General features: G+C 38.8%; 16 protein-coding genes. 6 read left to right on the forward strand and 10 right to left on the reverse strand.

Annotated features, from left to right (window positions below; translation table 11 throughout):
- Positions 1-17: 17 nt before the first annotated feature.
- From hepC to ribD, 6 genes are all read right to left on the reverse strand, one after another.
- Positions 18-2084: a heparin-sulfate lyase HepC gene (hepC, locus tag BLS35_RS25795; RefSeq protein ID WP_090787019.1), complete on the reverse strand. Its 2067-nt coding sequence runs from the start codon at positions 2082-2084 to the stop codon at positions 18-20.
- Between the two features lie 477 nt (positions 2085-2561).
- Positions 2562-2879 (reverse strand): hypothetical protein, encoded by a 318-nt coding sequence (locus tag BLS35_RS25800; protein WP_090787022.1) that lies wholly within the window; start codon positions 2877-2879, stop codon positions 2562-2564.
- A gap of 88 nt (positions 2880-2967) precedes the next feature.
- Positions 2968-3834, reverse strand: coding sequence for a nucleoside phosphorylase (locus tag BLS35_RS25805; protein WP_090787025.1), 867 nt, complete (start codon positions 3832-3834; stop codon positions 2968-2970).
- A 42-nt stretch (positions 3835-3876) separates the two neighbouring features.
- Positions 3877-4491, reverse strand: coding sequence for an IMPACT family protein (locus tag BLS35_RS25810; protein WP_090787028.1), 615 nt, complete (start codon positions 4489-4491; stop codon positions 3877-3879).
- Entirely contained in the window at positions 4491-5348 is an 858-nt protein-coding gene (locus BLS35_RS25815) for a transporter (protein WP_090787031.1), read from the reverse strand. Before BLS35_RS25815 ends, BLS35_RS25810 begins: the two co-directional genes overlap by 1 nt.
- Positions 5345-6397, reverse strand: a complete 1053-nt coding sequence (ribD, locus tag BLS35_RS25820) for a bifunctional diaminohydroxyphosphoribosylaminopyrimidine deaminase/5-amino-6-(5-phosphoribosylamino)uracil reductase RibD (protein WP_090787033.1) — start codon at positions 6395-6397, stop codon at positions 5345-5347. The genes BLS35_RS25815 and ribD overlap by 4 nt, the downstream gene beginning before the upstream one ends.
- A 48-nt stretch (positions 6398-6445) precedes the next feature.
- On the opposite strand from ribD, the gene prmC reads away from it, so the two are divergent.
- On the forward strand, positions 6446-7312 hold the full coding sequence (gene prmC / locus BLS35_RS25825; RefSeq protein WP_090787036.1) for a peptide chain release factor N(5)-glutamine methyltransferase: 867 nt from the start codon (positions 6446-6448) through the stop codon (positions 7310-7312).
- Here the strand turns inward: prmC and xerD are convergent.
- Entirely contained in the window at positions 7309-8208 is a 900-nt protein-coding gene (gene xerD / locus BLS35_RS25830; RefSeq protein ID WP_090787123.1) for a site-specific tyrosine recombinase XerD, read from the reverse strand. The genes prmC and xerD overlap by 4 nt on opposite strands.
- Positions 8209-8253: 45 nt before the next feature.
- Here xerD and aroQ point away from each other — a divergent pair, with 45 nt between their 5' ends.
- Positions 8254-8673 (forward strand): type II 3-dehydroquinate dehydratase, encoded by a 420-nt coding sequence (aroQ, locus tag BLS35_RS25835; RefSeq protein WP_175459637.1) that lies wholly within the window; start codon positions 8254-8256, stop codon positions 8671-8673.
- A gap of 6 nt (positions 8674-8679) precedes the next feature.
- Here the strand turns inward: aroQ and BLS35_RS25840 are convergent, their stop codons facing one another.
- Complete coding sequence (locus BLS35_RS25840) at positions 8680-9696, reverse strand: glycosyltransferase family 2 protein (protein ID WP_090787042.1); 1017 nt, start codon at positions 9694-9696, stop codon at positions 8680-8682.
- Entirely contained in the window at positions 9696-10577 is an 882-nt protein-coding gene (locus BLS35_RS25845) for a lysophospholipid acyltransferase family protein (RefSeq protein WP_090787045.1), read from the reverse strand. Before BLS35_RS25845 ends, BLS35_RS25840 begins: the two co-directional genes overlap by 1 nt.
- Before the next feature lie 38 nt (positions 10578-10615).
- On the opposite strand from BLS35_RS25845, the gene BLS35_RS25850 reads away from it, so the two are divergent.
- From BLS35_RS25850 to bioB, 4 genes are read left to right on the forward strand one after another with little or no spacing between them, the layout of a single operon-like run.
- A complete protein-coding gene (locus BLS35_RS25850; protein ID WP_090787048.1) occupies positions 10616-11227 on the forward strand; it encodes a WbqC family protein in 612 nt (203 codons plus the stop codon).
- A gap of 3 nt (positions 11228-11230) precedes the next feature.
- Complete coding sequence (gene corA / locus BLS35_RS25855) at positions 11231-12349, forward strand: magnesium/cobalt transporter CorA (protein ID WP_090787051.1); 1119 nt, start codon at positions 11231-11233, stop codon at positions 12347-12349.
- Positions 12350-12376: 27 nt separating this feature from the next.
- Positions 12377-13726, forward strand: coding sequence for a magnesium transporter (gene mgtE / locus BLS35_RS25860; RefSeq protein WP_090787057.1), 1350 nt, complete (start codon positions 12377-12379; stop codon positions 13724-13726).
- A gap of 12 nt (positions 13727-13738) precedes the next feature.
- On the forward strand, positions 13739-14749 hold the full coding sequence (bioB, locus tag BLS35_RS25865) for a biotin synthase BioB (protein ID WP_090787060.1): 1011 nt from the start codon (positions 13739-13741) through the stop codon (positions 14747-14749).
- Here bioB and BLS35_RS25870 read toward each other — a convergent pair.
- Positions 14746-15156, reverse strand: a complete 411-nt coding sequence (locus BLS35_RS25870) for an organic hydroperoxide resistance protein (protein WP_090787063.1) — start codon at positions 15154-15156, stop codon at positions 14746-14748. The two genes, bioB and BLS35_RS25870, sit on opposite strands and share 4 nt — an antisense overlap.
- Positions 15157-15176 lie beyond the last annotated feature (20 nt).

The following is a 15176-nucleotide window of genomic DNA, read 5'->3' on the forward strand; positions in this document are numbered from 1 at the left end:
TTTATGATATATTGAGTTTATAGATTACAATTAAGATTATATAGTTTACCATCGATGTTAACTTCTAAAGCAACACCAGTTTCTTGAAAAGGCTGTTTGAATGTAGCGTTGATTTGCGCGGCACTAGCTTGAGCACTAGGGTATAATACGGTGATGTAGCGAGCGGTTTGTCCGGCGCTTTTTGTCATGTTTACCGCATAAGCTTTGCGATTAAATTCAACACCTGGTGCATAGGAAACCTTTCCAGAGAATGGAAGGGTTGTCAGGTTTTCGTTTCCAAACGTTCTTATGACCATGTTATTACCATCTGCGAAGTTTGTATAGGCACCGTTTTTATCAGCGCTTAGTATAACATCATTATCTCCTTCGCATAAATTGAAGTTGAGATTTACTGTTCCACTTGCCGCACCTATACCTTCATCTACCAATACGAAAAATGTCTTGTTGACAAAAAATACATATCGGCGATGTCTGAGATTGGTATAACCCTGGTTTTCTGTTGCTACTATTTCGGATTGGCCGTTTGATACTACAGCAAGGGACTTCCCTTTAGCATTTGTAATGTTTTTACTATCTAATGTCATTGTATTGTGTACCCTCGTTTGGCGGTACCACTCCCTCGCACTATTATCTCCATCGCTTGTATACGCGTATACCCCCGCATCCGGGAAGAAATTACGTCCTTTATAATAAAGTTCAAAGGTACAATTATCCGGTTGTTTATGACTCCATACTTGCATAGGATCTTTTGAATAGTTATTGCTGAGGATTAACATAGTGGATGACCTGTCCCAACCATTACGTAACATATAGGTTCCAGACGTTGTGAATGCTTTAGGACTAGTAGAAGGAACTGTTCCTTTTTTTCCATACGAAGCCATGTACAGCAATTCATTATCATCCGGAAACATCTCATTGTACTTTACAAAATTCTTATTGAGTACGGATCTTGACCATGAACTTTGTCTGGTATCATTAAAACCTGGGACAAACTGACTATTTGAAGCAGCAGAGGTAAAATAATTAGGATAGGTGAAATTCAACACTACTTGTGATGCCTTGCGCAAATAGTCTTTAAAATTTGTTGCAAGATTTCCTACAATGGTTTTATTGGCGTCTGCCAGTTTCATCACTTCGTAGAAATCGCCAATAGCACTGATATGGTAGCTGAAATCTAGTTCGAAGTGCATTCCATCATCCAGGAACTGCGTTTTTACTTCTGTATCTAATATCTTAAAACCGGTATTCATCCACTCGAAAGATTTCTTAAACTCTGGATATAGAACTCCTGCAAACGCAAGAGCGCTACCCTGAGATATAAGAATGTTGCCGTCGGGGTAAGGATATTTTACCAGAAAATCAGCATGGTCGGCAAAACGAACCATAAATTCCGAGAACCATTCTGGTGTAAAGCTTGTAGAGTTTTTGTAGTATTCAAATAATTGGGTTTGTCCCGTAACACGCTCCGCAACCTGAAGCTGCCACCAGGTGGTAGTATTGGTACCTGTTTCGGGCATTGGGTTCTTTACCAACCAATCTTTATAGACGTTAATCCATGATTGGATATATTTCTCGTCGCGAGTTGTACGGTAAACTTTTGCTTGCGGTATAAACCACTGGTGCCTGTGCAATTGCTTTTGGTATTCGTTGTCAGCACCTGCAGGCTGAAACAACCAGTTGACAGCGCCAGCACTAATTAACGAATAGGGCATCCTTTTAACAGCATCTTCGTAATAGTTGTTCACGAAAAAGCGGTTATCTAATGCAAAATCTGCTTTGAGTTTATCGTCATCTGTAGCGGTTACATTAAGTAGCGAGAGGCTGGGATTTACAACATTGGTGCGTAGCCTGTAATATTCAAGAATAGCTTTAGTTGCTTCGTATTGTTTGTTAGATTCATATAAGGCTTTAGCCTTTTCTAATCCAGGATAGTCCAGATTAATTACTTCAAAAATCTTAGGATTAATTACGTTGTTCGACTTGGTGGTTTCAGTATTCCCGGAATTACCGGACGTCTTTCTAAGAGACTCCTTTGTACAAGAAAAAAGTAGAATAGACGCGAAAATGAGATTAAAATACTTCATGAATTATTATTTGGTTAGTTTAGTTTAGTCCCATCTGTAGAGAGGCTGAAGAACGTGTTTGTTCTTGCTCTCAATTCATTATCAAAGATTGCCTATATAAAGCTTTTGGGAGTTTAATTTTGATTAATATCATTTAGATATTGGTTAAAATGATTTAAAAATTGACTAATTCAGATAGTTAAACTCAGTTTCAAACAAACGCGCTTATTTTAAGGAGCAATTGATTTTCAGGATTTTGGGGATAATAGGAGAGTGCTGTCTTACTGTTTAAGCTCAGACAAATTGAAAATTAAAAGGGAAATGAAGGCAGCCAGAAGAAGTACAGTACGACTGAGATAACAGATACATGAAAAGCTGCGAAGTTAAGGCTGCGCGAGGTGAGTTCCTTGAAATGAGGCCCTGGACAAGGTTTAAAAAGGGACAGGAAAGAAGCTATTGGGCAAGAATTGCCCAAGCTTAATGAATATAAAATTCTTATTATACAAACGCAGGCACGCCTGATCTCGGATCATTACCTTGAATTTGATTTCTTCTTATGTCTGATGGATTTAATGGCTTTTTGATAATCTTTTTATCAAGTCCGCTAGCGGCACTAAACAATAAAACACTTCCTAAGGCTATCTCCTCAATACCACGAAAGGTATGTTTACTTAGGCTGCGAATACCTCTTTGTAACATATATACTCCGGCAATTACAGATATTAATCTTTTTCCAGTGTTTAAGTCTTTCGTTTCGTACTTCGCTAATGATTCTATGATGGATAAGGTAAACTTTTCTTTTGCTTGTTGTAACATATAATTTCAATTAAAATAGCTACCTAAATAACGCTTCAATAGCCAATTTGTTTTTAATATGCGGCAATTTATACGCTTTTAAAGCAGACTATAGCTTATCTAGAACCATTTTAATAGCTTTATCAACAACCTTATTTGGCTCCTTACTAAACTCGAAATTGACCCTGCTGGCCAGTATCGCATTTACAGATAAAGCTTTGTGTCCAAGTACTTTTGCTAACGCATAAATACCTGCAGTTTCCATTTCCAGATTGGTAATTCTCTGATTTGTACTCCTAAAAGAATTGAGCAAGCCAATAAAATTAGGAACCGCATTTTTAGCCCGCACTTGTCTGCCCTGAGGTGCATAAAATCCCGGTGCAGTCACCGTTATTCCTTGCTCCATATCACTTGCTATCGACTTTAACAGACTACTATCGGCTGCTGTAACGTAAGGACTGAGGCCTTTTAAATGGGATAAATGAGTCTTAATTCCGTCTAATATACTATGCTCATCACCGGACAACTCATGGATATAATAATTCATAAGTGCATCCAGCCCAAGTCCAAAAGAAGAAGCTAAGATTGTGCCCATAGGTACATCAGGTTGTATCGCACCAGATGTGCCAATTCTGATGATATTTAAAGAAGTAAGTTGCTCTTTTACTTGACGGGTATGAAAATCAACATTCACCAAGGCGTCCAGCTCATTAAATACGATATCGATATTATCAGTGCCAATGCCTGTTGAAAGGATAGTAATACGTCTTTTTCCGAGGTAGCCGGTATGGGTTATAAATTCACGCTTACCTTTACGAAGTTCAATTTTATCTAAGTGCTTAGATATTTCGCCTACTCGGTCAGGGTCGCCAACGGTAATTACAGTCTGAGCTATATCCTCTGGCAAAAGGTTTAAATGGTAAATACTGCCGTCTGGATTGATAATTAGATCTGCTGCTGATAATTCTTGTCCCATAATTAAAGTTAGTAAAAACAAGCTATAATAACGTGATAATGCTTAGACGGTAAAAAGGTATTTGGCTTTAAGCCCTTCAATCTTTTCTATTTTACCCAAAATGGAATTGAGACTAGCTTTTCTGACCTCGATTTTTATGCTGCAAGTATTATCAAAGTCCTGTGACAACACATTCAGCTTTTCCTCTTTGATTAGCCTCATTACATCATTCATCACCAAATAGTCGAATTGCAGCTCATAAATATCATTCACTGTTTTCTCTATGATGGTTGCCGCCTTTAATGCTTCTACTGCAGCTGTTTTATAAGCATTAATGAGTCCAGGGACACCAAGTAAGGTTCCGCCAAAGTAACGCACCACAACTATTAGGATATTAGTTACATCAGCAGATAACATTGTATTTAAGATAGGTCGGCCAGCAGTACCTGAGGGCTCACCATCATCCTGGATACGAAATACGCCTCTATCAGGACTTAAGCGCAAGGCCCAGCAAAAATGTCTGGCTTTAGCATGTTCTGATCTCAATTTCAATAAAATAGCTTTTACCGCTTCGTCCGAAAGAATGGGGTAGGCGTAGCCTATAAATTTGCTTCCGCGGTCTCTAAATACCCCTTCAGAAGGCTCGGCAATGGTTTTATAATTATCGTCGAACAACATTAGGCAAATGGATTGGTGATCAGTATGATTGCAACCAGCGCAAGAAATAAGCCCCAGTAGTTCAATTTGTTTAATTTCTCTTTGAAAATGAATATTCCTACAACACTCCCTACAATGATAACACCCATATTCATCGCAGCAAACACTACTGAAGGGTTGTCGGCCATTGCCCGATGTGCTTTAAGATAGAAGAGAATATTGAAAAAATTAAAGAAACCTAAAATGCAGCCGCAAATGAAGTTGATCAACTCCAATTTCTGCTTTTTAACCACAGATAAGTACAAAATAGAAATGAGTGAGATGATGAAAGCAAGGATGAAGATGACAATTAATGAGCTTGTATAGGGGATAGCCTTAATTTGAGCCACCTTTTTAAATAGAATATCGATAACACCGAAGCCTATAAAGACAAAAATTGGATACAGCCAGTTTAATCCTTCATTTTTCTGTACCGTCTTTTTATATAAAGTGAAAAATATAGCAACAAAACCGATGGAGAGTCCTGCTATCTTTAATGTACTGAAATGCTCATTAAACAAGAAATATGCAGCCAGGAGCGGAATAAACAAGGATAATCGTTGCGCAATATCTGTTTTGACAATGCCAATGTTTCTTACAGATCCGGCAAGAAACAAGAATACAACAGGCAATAATACCCCTAAGGCAATGTAAACGCCATCTATTGGTGCAGAGATCAAATCAGTTAAACTTGGCTTGTAGAAAACAAGACTTAAAACTATAGCAAAGAGATAGTTCCAGGTAACAGCTTGTGTGATGTTGATTTTATAACGTTTTGCAAGCTTTAATAATACGGCGACTGTAACACTACAGCAAATACTGAACAGGAGGAATATCATGAATGGTTGTTTAGAAAGATGGTTACTTTATCATTATCAAGTGTGAGCTGATCGGCAATGTAGCCATTAATTTGTGGAGCCCGAATACCTTCGTTCCAGATTTTGTTTGCAGTAAAAACACGGGCTTCATCCCATAGGTTTCCATCAATAAATTGATGCAGAATGTTTGCTCCACCTTCAATGATGACGGACTGAATATCCATTAGATATAGCTGAAAGGCTATTTTTTGAGGGAGATAGTATTGCATATCTTCCATCTGTATATAATGAATATTGTTATGTACTTCGGTTTTATGTTCATTAAATATAACCGTTTTGGCCAGATCATTATAGATGTGATTGCTTTGGGGAACTTCCAGATTACGATCTATCAAGATACGTAATGGACTTTTACCTTCCCATGCTCTTGCATTTAACTGTGGGTTATCGACAATTGCAGTTCGCTTTCCAATAAGTATAGCGTCTTCTTCGGTACGCCACTTGTGCACTAGTGTTTTTGCCATAGGACCGCTAATCCACTCTTGCACGTCATCTTTTCGAGCAAAATAACCATCAGCAGTGCTTGCCCATTTTAATATGATGTATGGCCTTTGTTTGCGAATACGGGTAAAAAATCTTCGGTTCAACTTGCTACATTCGGTCCCTAAAATACCAGATACCACTTCGATCCCTGCATTTTTAAGCTTTTCGATGCCTTTGCCATCTACACCTTCAAATGGATCTCTATTGCCTATGACTACCTTTTTTAGTCGGTGTTTAACCAATAGATCTGCACAGGGGGGCGTTTTGCCAAAATGCGCACAGGGTTCGAGGCTCACATAGGCTGTAGCATTTGCCAGAAGTGCAGCGGCCTGATCTCCATATTTTTCGGTCACAGACGTTATTGCATTGACTTCGGCATGTGCCTCACCAAATTTCTCATGATAACCTTCGCCAATGATTTTTCCATCATTAACAATTACACAACCAACAAGCGGGTTTGGGCTTACGCTGCCCATGCCCAGACTTGCTAGTTCAAGGCACCTTTGCATATATAACTCATCCGTCATTAAGGCAAAAGTAAGGTATATTGTTTGATTTAATTACTTTTGTGGGGTATGAATTTAAAGGAACTACTGCAACATTTTACTATACAACTACAGAACATTTATGGCGCTGAAGAGGTTTCGTCCATCTTTTACATCACGGCAGATCATATATCTGGATTTAGTAGGGCCGACACGATACTAAAGGGTTCAGAGGTGGTTTCGGGACAGCAATTAGCTGCATACCTAAAGGTACTTGAAGCGTTAAAAACTGGCAAGCCAATACAATATGTACTTGGAGAGACCGTGTTTTATGGTCTGCCTTTTAAAGTGAGTCCGGCTGTATTGATACCACGACCAGAAACAGAGGAACTGGTGGAATGGGTAATTGAAAGCAGTTCATTGGCCGATATTACCGGAGCTAGCTTACGAATAATCGATATTGGAACAGGAAGTGGATGTATCGCAATTTCTTTAAAAAAGAACCTTCCCCTAAGTCAGGTTTTTGCATTAGATATATCTGAAGATGCAATAGATATAGCTACAGCTAATTCATCTTTAAATCAAGTAGATATTGAGTTCTTAAAAGCAGATATACGTGAATTTTCAACGGAACAAAAATTTGATGTGATTGTAAGCAATCCGCCTTATATTACGGAGAAAGAGGAAGAGGAGATGCATGATAATGTATTGGCGCACGAACCACATTTGGCTTTGTTTGTGCCTAACGAAAAGCCATTGATGTTTTATGAAGCTATCGCCGATTTTGCCTGGGTATCACTGAGTGACATGGGCTTATTATTCTTTGAAATCAATGAGCATTATGCTAAAGAAACCATAGAAATGTTAGCTGCTAAATCATTTACTAATATCGAATTAAGAAAAGACATGCAGGGTAAGGATAGAATGATAAAGTGTGAGCGTGCTCGACTTTATTAACTTCTTGGATGGAACTCTGTGATGATGCCACGCAAATAATCTCTATCGAGGTGGGTGTAGATCTCGGTAGTGGTAATGCTGGAATGGCCCAGCATTTCCTGTACGGCTCTTAAATCAGCTCCGCCCTCTATCAGGTGTGTAGCAAAGGAATGACGAAAGGTGTGGGGACTGATGCTTTTTTTTAGTCCTGATTTCTCTGCAAGTGTCTTGACAATACTAAAAACGGAGATTCGAGACAGGCGAGTACCGCCACGGTTTAGAAAAATATAATCTTCGAAGCCCCTTTTGATGGGAAGATGCACTCTTGTTTCGTAACGATAGATGTTTATGTATTTTAAAGCTGTACTTCCAATGGGTACCAAACGCTCTTTATTTCCCTTTCCCGTAACGCGGATGAATTCATTTTCCTCAAATACATCGGATATCTTGAGATTAATCAGTTCTGATACCCTCAATCCGCATCCGTATAGGGTTTCAAGTATGGCTTTATTGCGCATTCCATCCGGTTTTGAAGCATCAATCACGTCAATCATCGCATTGATCTCGTGGATATCAATCGTATCGGGAAGGTAACGGGTCAATCTTGGGGTTTCTAACAGGGCAGAGGGATCGGTAGCAATAATATCCTCGAGCATTAAAAAACTAAAAAAGGATTTCAATCCAGAAACCACCCTCGCTTGTGTGCTGGCTAACATCCCCAAGTCATTGATCCATGATATGAAAAACTTTAGATCAGTACTACTAATGTCTTTTACCTGTGGTACTTGACCCAGCGATTCAAAATATTGAAACAATTTATTTAAATCGCCTAGATAGGCCTCAATTGAATTGCTGGAAAGGGAACGCTCCAATTTAAGGTAGTTACGGTACGACTGCAGGTAGGGGTTATTAATCACAAAAAAAATTTTATACTCTAAGTTTTTAAGGCTAAGTTTGAATTGATGAAGATACAAATTATTAATGGCCCAAATTTAAACCTTTTAGGGCTTCGTGAGCCCGGTATTTACGGAAATCAGAGTTTTGATGAATATGTTAAAACGCTGCGCGATATATACAGCATTATTGAAATAGACTATTTTCAAAGTAATGTGGAAGGTGAGCTGATTAATAAACTACATGAAGTTGGTTTTACTTATGATGGTATTGTGATTAATGCAGGCGGTTACACACATACCTCTGTAGCGATTGCGGATGCCATTGCAGCTATTAAAACGCCTGTGGTAGAGGTCCATATCTCTAACATATATGCCCGTGAAGAGTATCGTCATGTATCGCTTACCGGCAAAAACTGCAAAGGCGTGTTGACAGGCTTTGGTATGGATGGCTATCGTTTGGCTATTGAAAGCTTGCTAAGACAATAATATTGTTTACTTCAACTGGCTAAAGAACCTGATCTTTTTAATAAAATAGGCCCAAATAATACTAGATGGGTATTGTCCTGTGTGCTTTAAAAAGACAATTTGCCTATTGCTGCGTTTTGCACCGTTCTTCTGTAAACTGGATAGGAAATGATAATGCGCTTTATTTATGGCCCATGCAAAATCTGCTTTACCTTGTAGCAGAAAATGTATCCAGGCAACAAAATCCAGACACATCCGGATAAAGATTCTGAAGTAAGCATCACTTGCTGGCAAATTTTTTTGCATTAAAATCAGGTTATTCCTAAAATTAAGATAGGTTTTATGTGGACTACTGGCATCTAAAGTTGCGCCACCAACATGGTAGACTTCAGCTGTAGGGCAATAAATGACTTTATAGCCCATGTTTTTCAATCGCCAGCAAAGATCTATCTCTTCCATATGCGCAAAGAAATCGTGATCCAGTCCACCAACTTCTTTCCAGTACTTACTCTTGATAAACAAGGCTGCACCACTAGCCCAGAACACCTCGATTTGATCGTTATATTGGTTTGTATCAATCTCTACAGTATCAAACATGCGTCCTCTGCAAAAGGGGAAGCCATGTAAATCAAGGTATCCACCAGCTGCACCGGCATATTCAAACTGACTTTTATTCTTTTGCCATTTAATTTTAGGTTGCGCGGCAGCTATTCGACTATCCATTTCCATGGCATCAATTACCGGTTGGATCCAATTTTCAGGAACTTCAACATCAGAATTTAGCAAAACATAGTAATCCGCTTCCACCTGATCCAAGAGCTTACCATAACCTTCAGCAAAACCGTAATTATGATCATTTAGGATCAGCCTAACCTCAGGATAGTTCGCTTTTACAAAAGCAACGGAATCATCTGTAGAGGCATTATCGCCTACGATAATCTGTAAATTTGGGTAAACGGACTTAACTACACTGGGTAAAAACTGCTCAAGCAGCAGCTTTCCATTCCAATTTAAAATTACTACTGCTACACTTGGTATTGCCATTATCCTGCGTTAACTGGTTTATGTTTCCATCGCCTGTGGCTCCAAAGCCAGTAGGCAGGTTCTTCATTGAGCGTTTTTTCTAATTGAGTAAATTGAAGGTTGGTGATTTCATGCGCCTTTGTTTCCTTTGGGTTAAGGCACAGCGGAATACAATCCACTTCGTAATAACCTCTTTTAATTAATTTTGCCTCGAAATAGAATATCGGCCTGTTGGTCTGTAAAGCAATTTTTTCGAGCCCCAACAATACTGGTGTCGGCTGGTGCATAAAATCGATCCAATAATGTGTCTCATGGCCAACAGGCGTTTGATCACCAGCAAAGCAGAACATTGTAGGCTCGTTTTTAACCGCAGTTAAGGTCCTTAATGTCTGTCGCATTGGAATAAACTTATTGCCAAATCGGGTGCGAATCTTATAAAACCATGCATCAAACACCTTGTTATTTAAAGGTTTGTAGATCACATATTCAGGTTTCGACAATTCTGCACCTAAGGCCAGCATACACAATTCCCAGTTACCATAATGCCCTGTACAAGCCAGTACACTCTGACCTTTATTAAAATATTGTTCTATCTGATCCAGGTTAGTGAATTTTACGCGTCGTTTGAGTTCTGATCTGGAGATAGAACTCATTTTAACCACTTCAACGATAAGGTTGCAAAGGTATCTGAAGTACTTCTTTTCTATAGCTATTATTTCTGCTTCAGACTTCTGCGGAAATGCATTTGAAAGGTTCTCATGAACAACGTTTTTTCGGTACGGATATATATAATATATGATGTAATACCCTAAAGTTGCGAATGGATATAGCAGCGATAGAGGCAGAAGGGATAAAAAGTTCAAAAAAAATATTCCTATATAAGAAAAGCTTTTTTTTATCATTAATTTGGCGAATTGAGAATGCAAACATAAAATATCAGATGCAAAGTTCCGCTATATTCCCTCTTTTTTATCTTCCACCAGTTAGTTATTTCTCTGGTTTGAAAGACTTTGATTATAATTTTTTATTAGAAAAAGAAGAACATTTCCCTAAGCAAACGTATAGAAATCGTGCTAGAATATACTCACCTAATGGGCATTTAGATTTAATAATCCCAGTAATTAGAGGTGCCAATGTACACACCAAGATGAAAGATGTTAAAATTAGCAATGATTTTAACTGGCAAAGGCTGCATTGGAAGAGCTTTGAAAGCTGCTATAGGAACTCTGCATATTTTGAGTTTTATGAAGATGAATTTTCTCGTTTCTATCATCAGAAATTCGAATATTTGTTTGATTATAACCTTGAACTTTTACAATGGCTGTTTAAACAGCTTAAAAAAGAACCTACTATTGGTTTTACCTCTGAGTATATTAAAGAAATAGACCCGACATTAGATTTTAGAACAAAGATCCATTTTAAAAACGCCGTAAATGCCAATGATTTTAAACCTTATTTTCAGGTCTTTGATGATAGGGAAGGTTTTAAACCAAACCTAAGTATTGTTGATCTGTTATTCAATCAAGGCCCACAAACCAAATCATATCTATGATGTATGAGTAAATCAGCTAAGCATAAGCGGAAACGCAAACATTATTCCATACCAACAGTCGGCGCTAGTCCGGGAGTTGTTTTTATTGATGAGCAGTCTTTAAAGCCCATTATTATCTTTCATACCTATAATGAACATTTTTATGATGTTAAGGAATTGAGTAATATTGAAAACTTAGCTGGAATAATTGCCAACAAGGAGTTTAATTACTGGATAGAAATTAAAGGTTTTAAATCCTTCGAGCTGTTTGATACACTTAGTGCTGATTTTGGAATCAACAAATTGGTTTTAGAAGACATTACTCGCCCATATCAACGTCCAAAGTTCGAGGAATACGGCGCATACGATTTTGCGACCAGCAGGATGCTTCATTTTGACGAGCAAAAGAGTCTAGATAATGATCAGTTTTCATTTATTTTAATGCAAAATGCTTTATTTACCTTCCAGGAGGGCTATAAAGATTGTTTAGATCCAGTTCGCGCACGGTTAACCGCCGGAAAAGGAAATATACGCATAGCAGGCAGCAGCTACCTGATGTATGCCTTAATGGATATTATTGTCGACACCTATTTTGTGATATTGGGAGAATGGAGTGAAGAATTGGATTTGATAGAAGATCGGTTATTCGACAAGCCCGATAGAACTGTAATGTATGACACTCAACTCGTTAAACGTAACCTGATTAACGTAAGGAGAGTAGTTTGGCCAGAGCGTGATAAACTGAATGATATACTGCGAAGCGACAGTCCACTGATTCCTGATCAGACTAAAATGTACATCCGTGACGCCTACGATCACTGTATTCAAATTATCGATATGGTAGAGTCCTTAAAAGAAATCTCGGCCAGTAATATTGATATGTATCTTTCAATCATCAGCAATAGGATGAATGAGATCATGAAAGTACTGACCATCATTTCATCCATTTTTATTCCTTTAACTTTTATTGCGGGTATTTATGGGATGAATTTTGCAATTCAGGATCCTGTGACTGGTAAAGTTTTACCACAAAATATGCCCGAACTTTATCAAGAACACGGATATTTGTACACCATGATCATCATGGGCCTTATTGCAGTATTACAAATCATATATTTCTGGCGTAAAGGATGGTTTAAATAGCAGGGTTATTCTTACCTTTATCGCCTCATGCAATCCTTCGAACTAGATAAAACAGATGTATCCAGGATTAAGCTAGCCTTAGGCGGTGATGATGAACAACTAAAAGTTATTCTGGGGGAGTATCACGCCTCGGAAATTGCTATTTTATTTGAGAATTTAACCAAGGAAGAGCAGCAAAGAATCATCAATTTGCTGGATGTAGAAATTGCTTCCGAGGTTATCTCGGAAATGCACGAAGAGTCTCATCCTGAGGAGCTTTTACTACAACTTCATCCCGATAAACGTACAGAAATTGTTGAAGAGTTGGATTACGATGATGCGACAGATATCATCTCCCAACTGGAAGAACATGAGCAGAAAGAGATTCTTGCTGATCTAAGCGAAGATGATGCCTCGAGTATCAGGAACTTGCTAAGTTATCACGAAGAAACTGCGGGTGGTTTGATGAATACGGAGTTTATCCGTATCAATCTTAACCTGACAAAAAAGGATGCCATTGATGAAATCATTAGGCAAAGTGAAGAAATTGAAGAGTTCTACACCATTTTTGTCGTAGATAATGACAATATTTTTCAAGGGATCGTTTCTTTAAAAGACATCATCAAGGCCAAAGGAAATGCCAAAATCACTGAACTGGTAAAGGCAGAAGTGGCCTGGGTTTACCCTGATACGGATCAGGAAGAGGTAGCCAGATTGATTTCCCAATACAATATCACTAGTATTCCGGTATTAGATAAGGACCATAAACTTTTAGGACGGGTTACGTTTGATGACGTTATTGACGTACTGGAAGATGAAAACACAGAAGATTTCCTGAAAATATCCGGGGTATCTGAAGATGAGGAGCTGAGCGGTAACTGGATAGAGGCTGTAAAATCGCGCTTGCCTTGGCTTATTTTAAACTTGGGTACTGCATTTTTGGCCTCCTCAGTCGTGCGCCACTTTGATGACACCATCAAACAGATCGTGGTCTTACCAGCTTACATGACCATTATTGCGGGCATGGGTGGTAATGCGGCTACGCAAGCACTAGCAGTAACGGTAAGAAGGATTTCACTATACGACCTAACTGATAGCCAGGCATACAGAACCGTACTAAAAGAATTCACTGTTGGGTCAATTAATGGAGCATGTACTGGAGCGATCGTGTTTTTATTTGCACTATACTTTGATTCCAATCCGATGCTGGGCTTGGTTATATTTTTAGCAATGACCGGCAACTTACTAATTGCAGGTATCACCGGGGCTGGTATTCCATTAGCCCTAAAAAGAGTTGGAATCGATCCAGCCATTGCATCTTCAATAATTATTACAACTTTTACAGACGTTTTCGGATTTTTACTCTTGCTAGGACTAGCAAGCAAACTTTTACTTTAATCAACCTATTATATGCAACCAACAAAACACAACTGGACTAAAGAAGAAATTTCGGCTATTTACCATAAGCCTTTTCTAGACTTGGTTTATGAAGCTGCAACTATTCATCGTGAAAATAAAGATTACAATGAGGTTCAGGTGAGCTCCCTGATTTCTATTAAGACTGGTGGTTGTGCTGAAGATTGCTCTTACTGCCCACAAGCAGCTCGTTACCATACAGACTTAGAAGTTCAACCCTTAATGCAGGTAAGCCAGGTGGTTAGCGCTGCTGTGAAAGCAAAAGAGGGTGGAGCCTCGCGTCTTTGCATGGGTGCTGCATGGAGAGAAGTACGTGACAACCGTGATTTTGACCGTGTAATTGATATGGTTAAAGCCGTAAATGAGATGGACATGGAAGTTTGCTGTACTTTAGGTATGCTTACAGAAAGTCAAGCCCAAAAGCTTGCTGATGCCGGACTTTATGCCTACAACCACAACATTGATACCTCAGAGGATGATTATAAACGCATCATCTCCACAAGGACTTATGATGACCGCTTAAACACTATTAAAAACGTACGTAAAGCAAAATTAACCGTTTGTAGTGGTGGAATCATTGGTCTGGGCGAAACACCTGAAGATAGGGTTTCTATGCTGCAGACTTTAGCCAACATGGAAGTTCACCCAGAGTCTGTTCCGGTAAACGCATTAGTTCCTGTAAAAGGCACACCACTAGAAGATCAGCCACGTGTTCCAATCTGGGATATGGTTAGAATGATTGCCACAGCACGTATTGTAATGCCAAATTCGGTTGTGCGTTTATCAGCTGGAAGAAATGAGATGAGCACCTTAGAACAAGCATTTTGCTTTATGGCAGGCGCTAGCTCCATATTCGCAGGTGATAAATTGTTAACGACGCCAAATCCTGCTTTTGTAGATGATATGGCGATGTTTGAATTGCTTGGATTAAAAACTAGAGATGCGTTTAAAAATGGCAGACCAAAAAATACTATTAACAAAAACAATGAGGTAACAGCTATTTAAATAGCTGTTACTCTCGTTTCAATATTACCTTTAGTAGCCCTAGAATAAGGACAGGCATGATTCGCTTTATCAGCTAATTTTTGCGCTTCATCTGCAGGGATACCCGGAATATGAACATCAAGGTCAGCTGATAAAAAGAAGGAATTTCCTTCTTTATTAAAGGAAACATGCACTTCTACAGTAGCTTCCGAAACATCGATACCTTCACGTTCAGCAACTGCTCCTAAGGCACCTAAATAACATGGACCCCAAGCCGCTGCAAATAATTGTTCCGGGTTGGTCGCACCACCTTGTCCGCCCATTTCTCTAGGCTTTCTTACCTCAAATTCTATCGTACCATCGCTTGATTTGATATGACCATTCCTGCCACCTTTAGCCGTAACCGAGGCTGTATATAACTTTTCCATAATTTTTTATTGTTCTTGTA

It is taken from the genome of Pedobacter sp. ok626, from assembly GCF_900100435.1.
GTDB lineage: Bacteria > Bacteroidota > Bacteroidia > Sphingobacteriales > Sphingobacteriaceae > Pedobacter.